This is a genomic window from Pyxidicoccus sp. MSG2 (assembly GCF_026626705.1).
GTDB lineage: Bacteria > Myxococcota > Myxococcia > Myxococcales > Myxococcaceae > Myxococcus.
Genome location: NZ_JAPNKC010000001.1, coordinates 5,971,719 through 5,990,390, shown reverse-complemented (window position 1 = coordinate 5,990,390; position 18,672 = coordinate 5,971,719). Strand labels below are relative to the sequence as shown.

The 18,672-nt window shown below is 71.2% G+C and carries 13 protein-coding genes; 3 read left to right on the top strand and 10 right to left on the bottom strand.

All coding sequences use genetic code 11. The annotated features are described in order from the left end of the window. Positions 1–34: 34 nt before the first annotated feature. Entirely contained in the window at positions 35–2,587 is a 2,553-nt protein-coding gene (locus OV427_RS23435) for a glycoside hydrolase family 15 protein (protein WP_267858378.1), read from the bottom strand. 885 nt (positions 2,588–3,472) lie between these two features. Between OV427_RS23435 and OV427_RS23430 the strand changes: the two genes are divergently transcribed. The 3 genes from OV427_RS23430 to OV427_RS23420 all read left to right on the top strand — a co-directional run bounded on the left by OV427_RS23430 (position 3,473) and on the right by OV427_RS23420 (position 5,001). Further along, a complete protein-coding gene (locus tag OV427_RS23430; RefSeq protein WP_267858377.1) occupies positions 3,473–4,006 on the top strand; it encodes a hypothetical protein in 534 nt (177 codons plus the stop codon). A 109-nt stretch (positions 4,007–4,115) separates the two neighbouring features. Beyond that, positions 4,116–4,487, top strand: coding sequence for an ArsR/SmtB family transcription factor (locus OV427_RS23425; protein WP_420718365.1), 372 nt, complete (start codon positions 4,116–4,118; stop codon positions 4,485–4,487). Continuing rightward, positions 4,480–5,001, top strand: a complete 522-nt coding sequence (locus OV427_RS23420) for an SRPBCC family protein (protein ID WP_267858375.1) — start codon at positions 4,480–4,482, stop codon at positions 4,999–5,001. The genes OV427_RS23425 and OV427_RS23420 overlap by 8 nt, the downstream gene beginning before the upstream one ends. Before the next feature lies 1 nt (position 5,002). Here the strand turns inward: OV427_RS23420 and OV427_RS23415 are convergent, their stop codons facing one another. The 9 genes from OV427_RS23415 to OV427_RS23375 all read right to left on the bottom strand — a co-directional run bounded on the left by OV427_RS23415 (position 5,003) and on the right by OV427_RS23375 (position 18,547). Next, positions 5,003–6,220, bottom strand: coding sequence for a hypothetical protein (locus tag OV427_RS23415; RefSeq protein ID WP_267858374.1), 1,218 nt, complete (start codon positions 6,218–6,220; stop codon positions 5,003–5,005). A 134-nt stretch (positions 6,221–6,354) separates the two neighbouring features. Then, a complete protein-coding gene (locus tag OV427_RS23410; protein ID WP_267858373.1) occupies positions 6,355–7,719 on the bottom strand; it encodes a sensor histidine kinase in 1,365 nt (454 codons plus the stop codon). Beyond that, positions 7,716–9,149, bottom strand: a complete 1,434-nt coding sequence (locus OV427_RS23405; RefSeq protein WP_267858372.1) for a sigma-54-dependent transcriptional regulator — start codon at positions 9,147–9,149, stop codon at positions 7,716–7,718. The genes OV427_RS23410 and OV427_RS23405 overlap by 4 nt, the downstream gene beginning before the upstream one ends. 42 nt (positions 9,150–9,191) lie before the next feature. Beyond that, complete coding sequence (locus OV427_RS23400; protein WP_267858371.1) at positions 9,192–11,603, bottom strand: ABC transporter permease; 2,412 nt, start codon at positions 11,601–11,603, stop codon at positions 9,192–9,194. Between the two features lie 30 nt (positions 11,604–11,633). After that, positions 11,634–12,311 carry an ABC transporter ATP-binding protein gene (locus tag OV427_RS23395; protein ID WP_267858370.1) on the bottom strand — a complete coding sequence of 226 codons (678 nt, stop codon included), beginning with the start codon at positions 12,309–12,311 and terminating at the stop codon, positions 11,634–11,636. A gap of 15 nt (positions 12,312–12,326) precedes the next feature. Next, complete coding sequence (locus tag OV427_RS23390) at positions 12,327–14,747, bottom strand: ABC transporter permease (protein WP_267858369.1); 2,421 nt, start codon at positions 14,745–14,747, stop codon at positions 12,327–12,329. Positions 14,748–14,847: 100 nt separating this feature from the next. Continuing rightward, the gene (locus OV427_RS23385; protein ID WP_163992188.1) at positions 14,848–15,609 is read right to left on the bottom strand and encodes an ABC transporter ATP-binding protein; all 762 of its coding nucleotides are present in this window, start codon (positions 15,607–15,609) and stop codon (positions 14,848–14,850) included. Continuing rightward, on the bottom strand, positions 15,609–16,853 hold the full coding sequence (locus tag OV427_RS23380) for an HlyD family secretion protein (protein ID WP_267858368.1): 1,245 nt from the start codon (positions 16,851–16,853) through the stop codon (positions 15,609–15,611). Before OV427_RS23380 ends, OV427_RS23385 begins: the two co-directional genes overlap by 1 nt. Before the next feature lie 200 nt (positions 16,854–17,053). Further along, complete coding sequence (locus tag OV427_RS23375; RefSeq protein WP_267858367.1) at positions 17,054–18,547, bottom strand: phospholipase D-like domain-containing protein; 1,494 nt, start codon at positions 18,545–18,547, stop codon at positions 17,054–17,056. Between the last annotated feature and the right edge of the window lie 125 nt (positions 18,548–18,672).

Below are 18,672 nucleotides of genomic sequence, written 5' to 3'. Positions count from 1 at the left end.
CGCTCCTCGAGGCCGGGCTGTCCTGGCGCGGTGCTCAGGCCCCGCGGCGGCGCAGGGCCAGGACGGCGCCCGCGAGCGCCACCACCAGCCACATCGCCAGGGCCCCCGGGCCCGTCGCGTTGCAGCCGCCGCCGCCCACGTCACCGTCGGTCGACGTGCCCGCATCCGGCCGCTGCGTCCCCGCGTCCGGCTCCTGCGTGCCCGCGTCCGGCGTGCCCGCGTCCGGCTCCTTCGTCAGCGTGCTCTCGTCGAAGTACGCGCCGCACGCCGGGTCCGCCGTCGCCTCCGCGCGCTGCGCCAGGGCCAGCGCGTAGGCGCCCGCGCCGAAGCCCACCATGGGGACGTTGAACTTGTACGTGCCGTTGCTCTCGTCGTACGTCTCCGCCACCGCGAGGTAGTTCTTCAGCGACTGGTCCTTCACCCAGTTCAGCACCCGGTCCGCCCGCGCCGTGTCTCCGGCCAGGCGCTTCGCCGTCGCGCCGCGCAGGCTGACGATGACCCACTCCGCGCTGTCGTACTCGCTGCCCCACGGGCTCACGTCCGCGCCGCCCGAGTGGTCATACCGGTCGTCGTTGCGCTGCCAGCCCGCGCCCGCCGGTGACGACAGGCGCAGGTCCAACCCGCGCATCGTGGCCGTCGCAATCTTCCCCTTCGGGTCGAACAGGCCGAAGGCGAACGCGTCGAACACCGCCGAGTCCCAGTAGCCCCGGCCCGTCTTCAACTCCTCCAGGTTCGAGCCCAGCGCGAAGTTGGCGTCCGTCAGCTTCTCCGCCAGCGCGCGGCGGATGCCATTGCCCGCGTTGCGGTAGCGCAGCGCCCGGTCCGCGTCGCCCTTGCGCTCGGCCAGCACCGCCGCGTCACACAGGCCGCGCGCCGCCGTCAGGCTGGTGTACGCCCACGCACGCTGCCGCCCGTTCCAGTGCGTCTCCCAGATGGACGAGTCCGGACGGATGAGCCCCGTGTCCGGGTCGATGAGCGCCACCAGCGCGTCCGCCACCTTCGTCGACACCGTGGCCCAGTACTCGTCCACCAGCGACGCGTCTCCCGTCACCTGCTCGTAGTGCCGCAGCGACCAGAGGAAGAGGCCGAAGCCGTCGAACTCCAGGTTGGGGCCGGACTCGTTGAAGTCCGTCTCCTCCACACCGAAGCCGTGGTAGCGCGTGAGGGTGATGATGTACGGCGGCATGTTGTACGACTGCAGTTCGCGCCAGTCGCGGAACCGGCCGCTGTCCGCGTTGAGGTAGTACGCCAGCGCGTCGCGCGCGTCGCTCCGCATCCCCAGCGTGGCCATGGCCGCCGCCGCATACGCCCCGTCGCGAATCCACGCGTACGTCCACTGCCCCGGCGGAAGGCTGGCCAGCACCGCTCCCTTGCCCGCGTGCCGCACCGTGCCCGGCAGCGTCACCGGCGAGCCATTGGCCGCCTTGAAGCGCGTGAGCCGCGCCTCACCGTCCTTCGTCAGCCACTCGCGCAGGAAGGCGTCGCTCTCGCGCACCTGCGCCATGTGCAGCACCACCGCCGACTGGCGCACCAGCGACTCCTCGTCCGTCGCCACGCCCGCGGGCACCTTCACCGTGTCGCGCTGGAAGGTCTCCCACCGCGCCAGTTCCGCCTCCACCAGCGTCTTCGCGTCGGTGGCGCCCGCGAAGTCCGCAAGCCACTGCCGCGCCACGGCCCCGGCCTCCGGATTCGCGTGGTGCGCGAAGGCCACGCCCGCCCACTTCTCCGCCCCGGCGGCGATGTCCCCGAGGTTGAACTGGTACGCCGTGGCCCAACCGGTGCCCGCGGACGGCTGCGCCGTGAAGTCCTGCAGGTCCTGCGAGCCGCCGCCGTTCACCACGTTGAAGCCGTTCTGCGAGCCCGTGGCGCTCGACAGCCATGCCGCCTTCTTCGCCACCGCGCCCAGCGGCCGCGCCGCCAGCGCGCCCGCGAAGCCCTTCTCCGAGAAGACGTCGCCGGTGAGCTCCACCGTCTCGCCATTCTCGTCCGTCTCCGCCATGACGCCCGGCCGGCCGAAGCCCAGGTGGAAGTTGTGGAGCGAGAAGGCGCTCACCCCCGTCACCGCCGCCGTGCCCGTGTTGCGCACGCGCAGCGCCATGACGAAGGACGCGTGCGGCACCGACTGGGGCGCGAACACGTACGTCGTCACCTCCAGCGTGCCCACCTTCTGCACCAGCGTGGCCACGCCCGTGCCCGCCGTCTTCCCCGGCGCCCACGGCGCGTAGCCGCTGGCCTCCAGGTTGGCGTCCTGCGTGCTCAGCCAGCGCTGCGTGCCGCCCGAGCGCAGGCCGAAGAACGCGTCGAAGAGCAAATCCCGCGAGTGCACCACCTTCGGCTGGCCCCGCTCGAAGACGTCCGCGCCCACCGCGTCGATGATGGGCTCCTCGGTGGCGAAGAGGTGCTCGCGGAAGTGCGTCACCTTCTTCTGCTCCAGGTCCAGCATGACGGCGCCGTGGCCGTTGGACGACGGCAGGCGCAGGAAGGTGCGCTGGATGGCGACCTCGGCACGGGCGCCCGGCGCCACGGCACAGAAAAGGGTGAGGAGAAGGGGTACCGCGCGGCGGTACGGGCTGGGGACAGGTGCCATGGCGCGGATTCTGGAGTGCTTCCGGCCCCGGGGCCAACGGCTACCCGGGGCCCGGACCCCCACGCGGGGTGACACCGACCCCACGCACTTTTTCGCCCTCACCCCGCAACCGTGGCCGGGGATTTGTGTTCAAGGTCCTTAATTGCTGGATTATCCGGTATTTTGTGAGAAGTCGGTCGCGCTGGCGGTACGGGGTGGGCGTGTGACCGGTGGTGTCCCAGGGAGCGTCTCATGCGTTTCGTGCGTCAGGTCCTCGCGGCCCTGCTGACGTGCATCGTGGTGGCTGACCGCGTCCATCCCCGTGGGCGCCAACGGCGAGCACCCCAACGCGCCCGTGTCCGTGGATGGCTTCACCCACGTGACGATGATCGGAAGTGGCCAGTTTCAGTCAGACCGGGTCCCAGAGACGGTGTCGGCTTCGCTTCCGCAGACCCTGGGACGCACGGGCAGCGAACTGACGTACACGGTGGTGCCCAAGAGGTCCGAGGTCCGCATCGGCATCGACCGCGATCTGGACGGCGCGCTGGACCGGGACGAGCTCGACCAGGGCACCCGGCCGGACGACCCGACCAGCAAACAACCACAGGATTCGTGCGGGCCGTTCGCACCATGGCGACCCGCACCCGGTAGCTCGAGGCACAGTGCCTCGAGCTACCGGCATTTTCAGGCGCCCCTCCGTCGCGAGTCAGGACAACCCTCCGGGACTCCTCGGATTTGTTTCACGGCGCAATGCGTAGAACCTGAATCACTGTTCAGGCGAGAGCGGTGCTCGTGGCGCCCATACGCAATGCGTTGTCGTCGGAAATTGCCAAGAAATGAGACTTACTCCGTTCTTACTTCTGCGCGGCGTCCGTCCACACCACCGCCGCGGCCGGAGGGGAACGCATGATCTCGCTCGCCTGGCCCATGGGCCTGTTCTCGAAGAGGGTCGCGACCTGGCTGCGCATCCTGATGACCCAGGTGCTCTACATCGCTCCCCTCTTCTGGTTCATGGAGCTGGCGCAGAACATGGCGTGGCGGCAGGTGAACGGGGACTGGGGCTGGGTGTTTCCCGAGTCGCCCTACCACTGGTTCTCCTTCGGGAGCCTCATCCTCTGGGCCGGCTGCGTGGCCATGCTGTGGAGCCTGCACTTCTTCTGGTTCTACCCGCGCCGCGTGAAGGTGTGGACGCGCATCGCCATCGCCACGGTCTTCACCTTTGCCGGTGAGTGGTTCGGCGGGTACATGGCGGCCAACGTCTTCGGCCACCCGCTCCAGGTGTGGCCTGGCTCGCCGCTCGTCTACGTGCACTGGTGCGCCATGTTCTTCTGGATGAGCAACTGCATCATCTACCACCTGGTCACCGTCGACGTGGTGGACCTCACCCCCGCCTACGACGCGCCTCCCGACGAGGAGGCCCCCGCCGCGCAGACGGCCTGAGCCTTCCGACACGCCGCAGTCCCATGGGCCGCTCCCGGACCTGCACCACGGTCCGCGGGCGGCCCGTGACGTTTCCCAGGGCCCGTTGACCGCTCTCCGGTGCGCCCCTATTTTAAACCGGATGGTTCAACGTCATGAAGAGCGGCTCGACGCCGTGTTCCATGCGCTCGCGGACCCGACGCGGCGGGGGATGCTGCACAGCCTGACCGGCGGTGAACGCAGCATCGGCGAGCTGGCCGCGCCGTTCCGCATGTCCTTCGCGGGGGCCTCCAAGCACGTGAAGGTGCTGGAGCGCGCCGGGCTGGTGCACCGGACGGTGGAGGGACGCACGCACCGCTGCCGGCTCGCGCCCCAGCCCCTGGCGGGTGCGCTCGACTGGCTGCGCTTCTACGAGCGGTTCTGGACGGACAGCCTGGATGCGCTGGAGCGGGAGCTGCGCAAGCCCGCCGCCCCTCGCAAGCGCGGAGCCGCCCATGAGTGAGCACGGCGTCGTCGTCACGGACCTGATTCGCTTCGAGCGCGTGCTGCCCGGCCCGTTGGAGCGCGTCTGGGAATACCTCACGGTGCCGGAGCTGCGCGGGAAGTGGCTGGCCTCCGGGCCCATGGAGCTGCACGTCGGCGGGCGGGTGGAGCTGCACTTCCTCCAGTCCTCGCTGTCGTCGCACTTCGAGCCGACGCCCGCGCGCTTCAAGCAGTTCGAGAACGGGTGCAGCCTCGAAGGCCGCGTCACCCGCTGCGAGCCGCCGCGCCTCCTGAGCTACACGTGGGGCGGGGATGGAGAAGTGTCCTTCGAGCTGACCCCACGGGGTGAGGACGTGCGGCTCGTGCTGATACACCGGCGGCTGGAGCCGAGGCACCTCGTGGGTGTCGCCAGCGGCTGGCACACCCACCTGGACATCCTGGGGGCCAGGCTACGGGGCGCGGAGCCCGCGGGCTTCTGGTCCACGCACGCGCGGATGGAGGCGGAGTACACCGCGCGGCTCGCGGAGGGCTGAGTCAGGAGCGCTTCTCGCTCGCGGCGGGCTCCGATGCATGCTCTGGCGCGGGGGCGGGCGGGCTCGCCGTCTGCGCGGCCTGCTGCAACAGCGTGGCGGCCTGGGCCGATGGCTGAGGGGGCACCACCGCCGCCGCGGGCTGCGCGGCCGGCTGGGGCTCCGGGGCACTTCGACGGGCCTGCTGCTGGCCGAAGATGTAGCCACCCACCGTGCCCAGCAGCGTGCCGAGCACCGCGCGGTCAATCTTCTCTCCCGTGCCGAGGATGATGATGGTCAGCAGCAGGAAGGCCATGCCAATCATCTCGACGAGGATGCGCTGGTTGAAGATGGTCTGCTGCACCTCGGGCTTGAACAGGAGCGTGGCGAGGTAGAGCAGCAGCAGCACGACGACCATGATGATGATGGCCCAGGTGAGCCGCCCATCCGTCTCGAACCTCTGCACCTGACGCGCGTCCAGCTCCCCGCTCAGCTTGTCGATGGCGGCCTGCGAGTCCTTCACCTGCCGGCTGTGCAGGTCGCTGGTGGCCTGCGCGCGGTCGATGATGCCCTGCCACACCTTCGCCACCGCCTCCTGGTCCTGGGCGAACAGCCGCTCCAGCTCACCGAGGGACAGCGTCTTCGCGCGCTCGGTGGCCCCCGCGAGCGACTCCTTCATCTGCTCCTGGAACACGTCCGGGGTCATCCCGCCGTCGCGGCCCGTCTGGGGGAAGCGCAATACTTGAAGTTCGGTCCAGCTCGGAAGCTGTACCTGGCGAAGCTCGCCGAACAGCTCGTCGATGACCGGGCTGCGCTGCTCGATGCTCACCGTGCGCGGCAGGTAGTCCGCCAGCTCGAAGGCCATCGCGTCGGCCAGCTCGGTCGAGGAGCGCTCCAACCTGGAGTAGACGTCCCTCGTCGGCAGGCCGCCCCGCGCCGTCACCTCGCTCACCGCCGTGAAGTCCTTCTGGAAGCGGGTGAGCAGGGGCGCCATCCTCGCGGAGTCGAACTTCCGCGCCCGGACATCCGCCTGTCGCGCCCGCGCCTTCTGGAGCTCGTGGCGGAGGACGGTGAGCTCGGCTTCGGACGTCTCCAGCCGCTTCTGCTCCGAGGCCATCCGGGACTGGACGAGCCCCGTGGACTGCTTCGACAGGTCCTCGTCCGCCTCGGGCGAGGAGTCCGCCGCCAGCGCCGTCCCCATCAGGCCAAAGACGACGAGCACGGCCATCCGTCCTGCGTTCATGACATTCACCCCAGGAGAACGGACCCGGCCCCGGAAGTTCCCGGCCACGGCCCGCCTCAGGGCGCCATCCTAGGGACGGCCTCTCCAGGGCACCAAATTGCCGGCCACGCGTCGGCACCAGACAGGCCGGCGGCTCAGCCCAGGCTCGCCAGCATGCCCGGCGTGTCCAGCGGCAGCTTCAGCCGCGCACGGCACCCGCGTCCCTCGGGCCGGTTCTCCAGCCGCAGGCCGCCGCCATGCGCCTCCGCAATCTGCCGGCTCAGCGCGAGCCCGATGCCGCTGCCCTGCGGCTTCGTCGTGAAGAACGGCACGAAGAGGTTGCCGGAGTCCACGAGGCCCGGGCCCTCGTCCTCGACCCAGACCTCCACCGCACCGGGCGTCAGCACCGCCCAGGACACCCAGACCTCGCCCCCATCCGGCACGGACTGCACCGCGTCCACCGCGTTGCGCACCAGATTGATGAGGAGCTGCTCCAACTGGTCCACGTCCCCGCGCAGCACCAGCGCCGGCCCCGCGCGCACGCCCACCGGCCGGCGCTTCTCCAGCGCCGCCACCCGCCGCACCCAGCCGTCCACCTCCACGTCCGCCAACGCCGGAGGCGGCAGCCGCGCCAGCCGCGCGTACGCCGACATGAAGCGCCCCAGCGACTCCGAGCGCCGCGCGATGATGCCCAGCCCGCTCTTCGCGTCGTCCTCCCAGTCCGACGGACGCGGCTGCATCAACAGCGTGTCCCGCAGCGCCTCCGCGATGGAGCCAATCGGCGCCAGCGAGTTGTTGATTTCGTGGCTCAGCACGCGCACCAGCCGGCGCCACGCCTCGCGCTCCTGCTCGCGCAGCGCCAGCCGCAGGTCCGCCAGCACCACCAACGTGTGCGGCAGGCCGCCCTGGCGGAACGTGCCGCGCCGCAATTCGTACGGGCCACCCTCCTCCGCGAAGGTGCGCGTCAGCCGCCGGGGCGCCGGGCCCTCCAGCAGGTCCACCAGGTTCAGCGCGCCCGCGCCCTTCCCCATCAACTGCTGGCGTGACTGCCCCAAGAGCCGCTCCCCCGCGCGATTCACGAGCTTCAGCGTGCCCTCGCCGTCGAAGGCCAGCACGCCGACGTCGATTTCCTCCATCACCGCTTCCAGGAGCGCGCCCGCCTCCAGCGCGCCCAGCCGCTGCTCGCGCAGCGTGTCGCCCAGCGCGTTGACCTCCAGCAGCACCTCGCCCAGCGCGTCGCCGCCTCGCGCGCCGCGGCCGCGCACGGAGTAGTCCCCCTCACGCAGCGCGGCGAGGAGGTTCGCCACCGCGTGCAGCGGGCGCATCACCCGCTCGCGCACCAGCAGCCCCACGCCCAGGAACATGCCCACCACCAGCGTGGTCAGCGTCCACTGCACCTTGGCGGAGAAGTCCCCCAGCCACACCAGCACGAGCGACGCCACCGAGCCCGGCAGGCCCGCGAGCCACGCGAGGCCGAGCACCTGCACGTCGTGCTGTGGCGGCCCGCGCTTCTGCTTCACCGAGCTCCCTTGATTCCGTAGTGCTGCAGCCGCCGGTACAGCGCGCTGCGCGACAGGCCCAGCCCCTTGGCCGCCTCGCTCACGTTGCCTTCCTGCCGCGCCAACGCGCGCTCGATGAGGTAGCGCTCCACCTCTTCCAGCGTCATCTCCTCCAGCCGCGACGCACCCTCACGCGTCGCCCGCTTGAGCAGCAGGTCCTCCGCCGTCACCTCGTCGCCCGCCGACATCAACAGCGCGCGCTCCACCGCGTGCTCCAATTCGCGCACGTTGCCCGGCCACGCGTACGACAGCAGCGCCTCCAGCGCCCCCGGAGACAGCCGCATCGTGGGCCGCCCGTAGCGCCGGCCGTGCTCCGCCAGGAAGTGCGCCGCCAGCAGCGGAATGTCCTCGCGCCGCTCGCGCAGCGCCGGCAGCTGCAGCTCCACCGTGTTGAGGCGGTAGAGCAAGTCCTCGCGGAAGCGCCCCTCCGTCACCGCCTTGGACAGGTCCACGTTGGTGGCGCTCACCACGCGCACGTCCACCCGCCGCGTCTTCGACGAGCCCACCGGATGCAGCTCGCCCGTCTGCAAGACGCGCAAGAGCTTGGCCTGCTGCGACAGCGGCATGTTGCCAATCTCGTCCAGGAAGAGCGTGCCGCCGTCCGCCAGTTCGAAGCAGCCGATGCGGTCCGTCTTCGCATCGGTGAAAGCACCCTTCACGTGGCCGAACAACTCGCTCTCGAAGACGCCCTCGGACAGGCCGCCCGAGTTCACCGCCACGAAGGGCCGGTCCGCCCGCGTCGACGACGCGTGGAGCAGCCGCGCCACCACTTCCTTGCCGGTGCCGTGCTCGCCCGTCACCAGCACGTTGGCTCCGGACGGCGCCACGCGCTCGATGAGGCGGCGGATGGGCTGCATGGCGCGCGACTCGGACACCATGGTGGGCAGGCCGCCCTGCCCGCGGCGCAGGTGCTGGTTCTCCTCCTCCAGCCGCCGGCTGCGCTTCAGCGCCCGGCCCAATTCCAGCTGAGTGCGCAGCGTGGCCAAGAGGCGCGTGTTGTCCCAGGGCTTCTGCACGTAGTCGCGCGCGCCGCCGCGCATGGCCTCCACCGCGCTCTCCACGCTGCCCCAGGCCGTCATCACCACCACCGGCAGCGCCGCGTCCTGCGCGCGGATGCGGCCCAGCAGGTCCATGCCCTCGCGCCCGGACGTCGTGTCGCGCGCGTAGTTCAGGTCCATGAGGACCAGGTCCACGTCCTCCGACTCCAGCGTGGCCAGGGCGCCCTGGGGGGACTGCGAGGTGACGACGGAATACCCGTCGCGCTTGAGCAGGAGCCGCAGCGCCTCCAGCACGTCGGCCTGGTCATCGGCGACGAGGATGCGGGCGGGCCGGGCGGTGGACGCCGCGGCGGGAGCGGGAGGATTCGGGACTTGGGGAAGAGGCTCGGACACGGAGGGTACCCAGGGCAAGAATGCGCCAGAAAACGGGCGGCGTCAGCCGCGACGGAGGACGGAGGCCGGGTCCACGCTGGCCGCCCGGCGTGCCGGCAGCCAGCTCGCCAGCCAGGCGGTGGCCAATAGCAGCAGCGCCACGGCGGAGAGCACGGAGAGGTCGAGCGAGCCCACGCCATACAGCAACCCCTCCATCACCCGGTGCACCGCCAGTGCCCCGGACAGGCCCAGCCCGAGCCCCAGCCCCACGCGCCGCAGCGCCTGCCCCACCACCAGCCGCAGCACGTCCGCGCGCTGGGCGCCCAGCGCCATCCGCACGCCCATCTCGTGCGAGCGCTGCGCCACCGCGTAGGACATCACGCCGTAGATGCCCACCGCGGCCAGCACCAGCGCCAGCACGCCAAAGGCGCCCAGCAGCACCGTGCGGAAGCGAGGCCGGGACAGGTCCGTCGCCAGCCGGTCCTCCAGCGTGGTGGGCTGCGCGAGCGCCACCGTCGAGTCCACCGCGCGCAATTCCTCGCGCACCACGGCCTCCAGCGCCAGGGGCGACAGGCCCGGGGCGGCCCGCACCGCGAGCTGACCGCCCGCGAAGTACCCCTGCCCGCCCTGGTCCATGGGCACGTACACCGTGGGCTCCTGGCCGGACTCCACTCCGGCATACGGCACGTCCCCCACCACGCCCACCACCGTCAGCCACAGGGGATTGCCCTGCGCGTCGTCGCCGCCGAACGTCACCCGGCGGCCCAAGGGGTCCTGGCCGGGGAAGACGTCGCGGGCGAAGCGCTCGCTCACCACCATCACCCTCGACGCATCCGCCTTGTCCGCGTCGGTGAGCCGGCGGCCCGCGCGCAACGGCACGCGCAGCGCCTCCAGGAAGCCCGGCGTGGACGTGTTGACGAGGGCGTTGGGCCGGTTGGGCACGTCCGCCGTCCCCTCCACCCAGTAGCCCGAGCGGCGGATGTCCCAGCCCCCCGGCAGGCTCTGCCCCACACCGGCGGCGGCCACCTCCGGACGCGCGGCGAGCCGGGCCATGAAGTCCCGGTGGAAGGCCGCCGAGCGTCCGGGCTCCTGGTAGCGGTCCCTCGACAGCGACAGCCGCGCGACGAAGACGCCCTCCGGGTCCAGTCCCGGGTCCACCTGGTGCAGTCGCCAGAAGCTCTTGAGCATCAGTCCCGCGCCGGTGATGAGCACCAGCGCCAGCGCCACCTCCGCCACCACCAGCACCGCGTGCGCCCGTCCCCGCGTCGCCTCGGTGACGCCCCGGCCCAGCACCGTCCCCGGGCTGAGCTGGCTGCGCTGGAGCGCCGGCACGAGCCCCACGCCCACGCCCGTCAACAGCGTCACCGCCAGCGAGAAGAGGAGCACCCGCCCCTGCACCGCCACGTCACCGCCGCGCGGCAGGGCGTCGGCGCCCAGGACCAACAACAAATCCGTGCCCCACAGGGCCAGCAGCACTCCGCCCACGCCGCCCAGCAGCGCCAGCATCAGGCTCTCCGTGAGGAGCTGTCGCACCAGCCGCCCCCGGCCCGCGCCGAGCGCCACGCGGATGCCCAGCTCCCGCTGGCGCGACGCCGCGCGCGCCAGTTGGAGATGTGCCACGTTGGCCGCCGCCAGCAGCAGCACCAGCGCCACCGCGCCCAGCAGCACCCACAGCGCCAGGCGCACGTCGCGGGTGAGCTGCTCCGCGTAGCCCACCACTCCGAACTCCTGGGCGGCGTCCTCCTTCAGGAGGTCCGGGGCGAGCGCCGCCAGCTCCTGCCGCGCGGACTTCAGCGTGGCGCCGGGCGCCAGCCGCCCGGTGATGCTGAACGCACGGTAGCCCCGCTGCGTACGCGCCTCGGACGTGGCCGCCCCGGGCTGGCTGTCGTACGGCACCCACGCCGCGATGTTCGCCTGCGGCACCTGGAAGGAGGCAGGCATCACCCCCACCACCGTGTAGGGCTGGCCACTCAAGGTCAGCGAGCGGCCGAGGATGTCCGCCCCGCCTCCCATGGCCTGCCACTGCCCGTAGGACAGCACCGCCACCGGCGTGGCCAGCTCCTGGGGCGTGAAGGTGCGCCCGAGCAGCGGCTGTACGCCGAACGCGCCGAAGAAGTCGCCCACCACCACCGTGCCGCGCAGCTGCTGCGCGTCCCCGTCACCGGTGAGGTTGAAGAGGTTGTTGGAGTACGCGGTGAGCGCGCGCAGCTGCGTGGACTGGCGCTCCACGTCGTCGAAGGTCATCAGGCTGTAGCGCGGAGGCACGCGCTGCACCGTGTCCGAGCCGAGCATCACCACCCGCTCCGGCTCCGCGAAGGGCAGCGGCCGCAGCAGCACCGCGTCCACCACGCTGAAGAGCGCCGTCGTCGCGCCGATGCCCAGCGACAGCACCAGCACCGCCGCCACGGTGAACACGGGCGACTGGCGCATCGTGCGCAGCGCGTACCGTAGGTCCATCCTCAAGTCGCTCAACATGACGAGCCTCCCGGCTCACGACGAAGGGGCTCAGGGCTTCTGCAGCCAGCCGTCCGCGAGCTGCACCACCCGGTGGCCATACGCGGCGTTGGCGTCCGAGTGTGTCACCTGGACAATGGTGGTGCCGTCCCGATTCAGGCCCTGGAAGACCTCCATGATGTGCTTGGCCTGCGCGGAGTGGAGGTTGCCCGTGGGCTCGTCCGCCAGCAGCACCTTGGGGTTGGCGATGAGCGCGCGGGCGATGCCCACCAACTGCTGCTGGCCACCGGAGAGCTGCGAGGGGAACAGGTCCTTCTTCCCCACCAGACTGAAGCGGTCCAGCATGTCGCCCACCAGCGCCTCGCGCTCGCCGCGCTTGAGGTTGCGGTAGGACAGCGGCACCTCCAGGTTCTCCGCCACCGTGAGGTTGTCCAACAGGTGGTACTGCTGGAAGACGAAGCCGATGGTGCGCCGCGACAGCTCCGCGCGCTCCTTCTGCTTCATCGCGTGCACGCCCTGGTTGTCCAGCACGTACTCGCCCGTCCACTCCGCGTCGAGCATGCCGAGGATGGACAGCAGCGTGGACTTGCCCGCACCGGACGGGCCCATCAGCGTGACGAACTCGCCAGGCTGGATGTCCAGGTCGATGCGGCGCAGCACCCAGGCGCGGCCGCCCGCCAGGGGGTAGGACTTCTCGACGTTACGCAGCGAAATGAGGGGCTGGGACATGAGTCTCTCGGGCGCTCACTCGGAGCGCAGGGCAATGATGGGGTCCACGCGCGTGGCCCGCCGCGCGGGCAGCCAGGTGGCGAAGAGTGCAACGCCCGCCAGCAGCGCGGCCACTCCCACGAAGGTCCAGGGGTCATACGCCGTCACGCCATACAGCAGCGTGTTCAGAAGCCGCGCCAGGCCCAGCGAGAGCAGCAGGCCCACCGCCACGCCCAGGCCCGCGAGCTTCAGGCCCTGGCCCAGCACCAACGTCAGCACGTCCCGCCGCGCAGCGCCCAGCGCCATGCGGATGCCCATCTCCCGCGTGCGCTGCGCCACCGAGTAGCCGATGACGCCGGAGATGCCGAGCGCCGCCAGCAGCAGCGCGGTGCCCGCGAACAACCCCATCAAGAGCGCCGACAGCCGGCGCGAGCCGATGGACTCGTCCACCAGCCGCACCATCGGCGCCACGTTGAACAGGGGCAGGTTGGCGTCGAGCCCCTTCACCTCGGACTCGAGCGCCGTGCGCAGCAACTCAGGGTTGCCCGCCTTCGCGCGCACCGCGAGGTTGACGTTGTAGATGGGCAGCTGCGCCGCCGAGTAGTACGCCGTCGGCTTCGCGGGCGCATCCAGGCCCCACTCGCGAAGGTCATCGACGATGCCCACCACCGTCGTCCACTGGGCGTCCTTCTGGTGCAGCTTCAGTCGCTGGCCCAGCGCGTTGCCGCTCGGCCAGTAGGAGTCCGCGAAGGACTTGTTGATGACCACCGCCCACGGCGCGCCCGGGCCGTCCGTCTCCTGCAGCATGCGCCCGTCGACGAGCCGCACCCGCAGCGTGCGCAGGTAGTCCGCGCTCACCTGGCGCTTCTCCACCGCCGGCCACATCTCTTCCGGCGCCCGCGTCCGGCCCTCGATGTCGAAGCTGGTGTCGCTGCGGCCACCCAGGGGCAGCAGGTTCGTCGCTCCCGCGGACTCCACGCCGGGCAGCGTCTGGATGCGCGCGAGCAGCTCGCGCACGAAGGCCTCGCACTTCTCCGGTGTCCCGTAGCTCGAACGCGGCAGGGCGACGCGCCCGGTGAGCACGCCCTCGGGCGTGAAGCCCGCCTCCACCTCGCTCAGCGCCTGGAGGCTCTTGGCGAACAGGCCCGCGCCCACCAGTAGCACCAGCGCCAGCGCCACCTGCGCCACCACCAGCCCCGCGCGCAGCCGGCCCGCCTTGCGGCCCTCCGTGCCGCGCGTGCCCTCGCGCAGCGTGCTGTTCAGGTCCGCACGGCTCGCCTGGAGCGCCGGCACCAGGCCGAACACCAACCCCGTGAGCAGCGACACGCCCGCGGTGAAGAGCACCGACGACACGTCCAGCCGCACCTCCGCCGCGCGCGGCAGCCCGTCTCCCACCAGGGCCAGCAGCAGGTCCGTGCCCCACATCGCCAGCAACAGGCCGAGCACACCACCGGCCAGCGACAGCACCAGGCTCTCCACGAGGAACTGCCCCACCAGCCGCTGGCGGCCCGCGCCCAGCGCCGCGCGGATGGACACCTCGCGGCTGCGAGACGCCGCCCTCGCGAGGAGGAGGTTGGCCACGCTGCTGCACGCCACCAGCAGCACGAAGCCCACCGCGCCCAGCAGCAACCACAGCGTGCCGCGCACCCCACCCACCACCTCGTCGTTCAGCGACTTCACGGTGATGGCCCAGCCGCCGCCCTTGTAGTTCTTCTCGTGCGTGGTCTCCATCTCCCGGCCCTGCCGCACCATGTCCGCCTGCGCCGCCTCCAGCGTCTTGCCGGGCTTCAGCCGCCCCACCACGCTGAGGTAGCGGTTGCCGCGCGACTCCTCCGACACCTGCTGCGGCGTGGGCGCGAAGGGCGCGTACACGTCCGTGCCCGCCGGGTACTCCGCGCCGCGCGGCAGCACGCCCACCACCGTGTACGACTCACCGTCGAGCTGCAGCGTGCGGCCCAGCACCTTCGGGTCCTCCGAGAAGTGCGTGCGCCACGCCCGGTGCGTCAGCACCAGCACCTTCTCCCGGCCCGGCGTCTCCTCTTCCTCGGAGAGGCCCCGGCCCAGCACCGGCGACACGCCCAGCGTGGGGAGGAGCGAGGCCGTGGAGAACGTCACGCTGAGCCGCTGCGGCACGTCGCCGCCGGTGAGCGTGGCGTCATCCGCGTAGTAGGCCCCCACCTTCGAGAAGGCCCTCGGCTGCGTGACGTAGTCCCGGTACTCCGGCACGGATACGGAGATGTCCTGCAGGTTCGCCGCGTGGAAGTTGCCCCAGATGTGGACCAGCCGCTCCGGCTGGGTGAAGGGCGGGTCCTTCAACAACACCCCGTTCACCACGCTGAAGACGGCGCTGTTGGCACCGATGCCCAGCGCCAGCGCGAGCACCGCCACCAGCGCGAAGCCAGGGCTCTTGCGCAGCGTGCGCAGCGCGTAGCGGACGTCTTGAAGGAAGTTTTCCATTCGGGGTTCCTGGAACCACGGGGGGTGAAGGGCACGGACACACGCCGCCCGGACTCCGCCCCTTGCGGGAGCGGAGCGGGACGGAGCGTGAAGCAGGGGACTAGCGGCGCTGCTCGTCCTGGACGATGCGGCCGTCGAAGAGGCTCACCGTGCGCGTGGCGGTGCGCGCGTGCGCCGGGTCGTGCGTCACCATGCAGATGGTGGCGCCGCCCTTGTGCAGCTCGGAGAGCAACTGCATCACCGCCTCGCCATTCTTGGAGTCGAGGTTACCGGTGGGCTCGTCGGCGAGGAGGATGAGCGGGTCTCCGGCCACCGCGCGCGCCACGGCGACGCGCTGCTGTTGACCGCCGGAGAGCTGGCCCGGCATGTGCCGCGCCCGGTGCGCCATGCCCACCTTCTCCAGCGCGCGCTCCGTGCGCTGCTTGCGCTCGGCCGCGGGCATGCCCCGGTACGTCAGCGGCAGCTCCACGTTCTCGAAGACGGTGAGGTCGCCGATGAGGTTGAAGCTCTGGAAGATGAAGCCGATGTGCCGGTTGCGCACCAGCGCCCGGTCCGACGGCGACAGCTCCAGCACGCTGCGCCCGTCCAGCAGGTACGCGCCGCGCGAGGCCGTGTCGAGCAGGCCCAGCACCGCGAGCAGCGTGGACTTGCCGGAGCCGGAGGGGCCGACAATCGCCACCCACTCGCCCTGGCGGATGTTGAGGTGGATGTTGGAGAGGGCGTGCGTCTCGACTTCTTCCGTCTCGAAGACCTTGGTGAGCCCCTCGAGCTGGATGAGGGACTTGCCCGCGTCCGTCTTCGGTCCACCCGCCAGCACCGCCTCTTCCGTCGAAGCGGGCGCCTTCACGTCATTCGTCGTCATCATCGCAATCTCACCCGTTCGACCGCGTCCCACGCGGCCATGTCAGACAACACCACCTGGTCGCCTTCCTGGAGGCCCTGCACCACTTCCACGGCATTCACCGAGCCCCGGCCGAGCTGCACCGGCACGCGAATCGCCTCGTCGCTCCCCGGCATCAGCCGGAAGAGGGACATCGTTCCGTTGGGCTGAGCACCCGCGGGGCGGCCCACGGAGAGCACGTTGCCCAGCCGCTCCAATTCCACCGTCCCCTCCACCGTGAGGTCGGGCCGCGCGCCCCGGGGCAGCTCGGCGGGCAGCGACACCTCCACCCGCACCGTGCCCTGGCTCGCCGCCGGCGCCACTCGCGCCACCGTGCCCTCCACCACCCCGTTGCGCGTGTCCACCAGCGCCTTCTGGCCGGGCTGGATGTCTCGCGCCTGCGTCTCCGCGATGCGAAGCTCCGCCTTCAGCCGCTCGGGCTTCACCACCTTGGCGAGCAGCACGCCCGGCGTCACCCACTGTCCCAGCTCCAGCGGCAGGTCCTGCAGCACCCCGTCCTCCCCGGCCACGACTTTCATCGACTCCACCTGTGTACGGCGGAACTGGGCGACCGCTTTCAAGCGCTCGACCTGGCCCTGCTGCGCGGCGAGCTGGTCCTTCATGTTCACCGCCACCACCTGGAGCTTCCTGCGCTCCAGGTCCAGGCGGCGGGTCAGCTCGCCGGCCTTCTCGGTGGTCTGCTTCACCTCCAGGTCACCGATGAGCTCCTTCTGGAAGAGGGCGTTGCTGGCGTCGGCGCGGCGGGAGGCGTCGGAGGACTCGGCCGTCATGGTGGCCACGGTGGCCTCCTGGGCCAGGCGCATCGTCTCCAGCTCCGTGCGCATGCGGATGAGCTCCGCCTGGGCGCTGGCGAGCTGACGCTCCGCCTCCAGCGCCTGGAGCTGCACGTCCGGGTTGGACAGCTCCATGAGGAGCGTGTCGGCCTTCACCATGGCGCCGGGGCGCACGTGGATGCGCTCCACGCGGCCGGCGGTGTCGGCGGTGAGCCAGCGGATGTACTCGGGGACGAGCGTTCCGGCGCCCTTCACCTGGCGGACCATGGGGCCGCGCTTCACCGTGTCCAGCCACACCGAGGCCCGCTCCACCGAGGGCGCCGCGGGGCGCAGCTTGGACAGGCCCACTGTCACGGCGATGAGCGCGCAGGCTCCGGCGATGGCGAGGACCCAGGGCTTGCGGGTCTTCTTCTTGGCTTTGGGAATGTCCACGGGCTCTCTAAGAGCGAGGCTCGTGCCAATTGCTTTTCGCCGCTCAAATCCCTGGATTTGTTCGGGATGCAGGGGGGCGTCCCAGGTCCGGTGCCCGGTTGCGGAAAGTGACGTCCCAGAAGCGGACAGCGGGCCCGGGGCGGATCAACGGGCGCCTGTCACCCGGGGTGGAAGCCAGGCGGACGGGCGGGCCGCGGGCGCTATGCGCTCTTGGATGGGCTCTGCACGGCGCTCGGCCCGGTGCGGTCGGCCTTGCGTTGTTGGGCGTTCCTTCGCGCCCGCAGCAGCAGCGCGAGGGAGAGCCACACGCCCAGCACCGCCAATGGGTACGCGAGCACGGCCGGCCACAGGAAGCCCACCACGGCCAGCGCGAGCAGGCCGCCGGCCAGGGCCACTTCGATTCCGCCCTCCACCGCGCCGAGCGCCTGGGTGCCCGAGGCCGCCGCCGCGCCCACGGCGTTGGCGAACCGGACCGCGCCCACGGGCGGACGGCCCGAGCCCCGAGGTGCCGGCGGTCCTCGCGGTGCGACGGGCCGGACGCGGCGATGGCTGCTGAGGACAATCTCGGTGCTGTTCGCCAGGTCTCGCAGGTAGACGTCTTCCAGGTACCTGGCGGCCGACGTGTCCTCGATGGCCACGTCCAGCTCGTAGTTGCCGATGAAGCTGGCGACGTTGAGGTTGGAGGACCCGACGCGGGCCCAGCGGCCATCGGCGACGGCGGTCTTCGCGTGAATCATCGAGCCGTTCCACTCGAAGACGCGCACGCCTGCTTCCAGCAGCGGCCGGTAGCCGGCGCGTGACAGGGGGCTGACGATGGGAATGTCCGTGGTGGATGGGACGAGGAGCCGGACGTCGACGCCGTCCCGCGCGGCGCCGCGGAGCGCCTGGACGTAGGGGACGAAGCCGACGAAGTACGCATCGGTGAGCCACAGGGTGCGCTGGGCCGCGGCGGCGATGAGCTGGTCCAGCCGGAACAGGTCCGTGGACGAGGGCTGCCCCGCGACGATGCGCACGGAGACGTCTCCGGCGAGCGCGACGGCGCCGGGCTTCGAGAGCGCATCCATGGGCAGGGGTTCGCCCGTGGCGTCCCAGACCTCCTTGAAGGCCCGCTCGACCCAGGCGACGGCGGGGCCGCGCAGCTCCACGCCAGTGTCGCGCCAGGGGGCGATGCGGCGCGCGGGGTCGCCCAGCCATCGCTTGCTGACACAGAGGCCGGTGATGAAGCCCGTGTGTCCGTCCACGGCAATCATCTTGCGGTGATCTCGACTGACCCAGCCCAGGGGGCTCGTCAGGCTGGGTGGATTGAAGACACGGAGCTCGACGCCCGCTTCCTCCAGGGTGCGCCAGAACCGGCGCGACGCGCCCGAGCGAGAGCCCATCCAGTCCCGAATCAAGCGGACCTTCACCCCAGCGCGCGCACGCCGCGCGAGCTCCTCCGCGAAGGCGAGGCCGACCTCGTCCTCTTCGATGATGTAGTTCTCGAAGAAGATGGACCGCTGCGCGGAACGGATGGCCTCGAGCCACGCGGGATAGTTTTCCTCGGCATCGAGGAGGACCCGAACGGCATTGCCCGGAACCAGCAGGGCGCCGGAGGCGCGGGTGAAGGCGCGCTCGGCCAGGTCGGAGGTCGGTGAAGGAGCGGGAGAGACCACGAACGGAGGATGCCTTGAGTCCAGCGTGCGACGTGAGCCCATGAATGCGAGCCGCGTCCACCAGCGGGCAGTGCCGCGAGGCCGGGCTCCAGCAGGCCGCTCCAAGCATGAGGCATCCGGATCGGCCACCCGCTCCGACGCGACCTCCGTGTTCGGGTAGGCCTCGG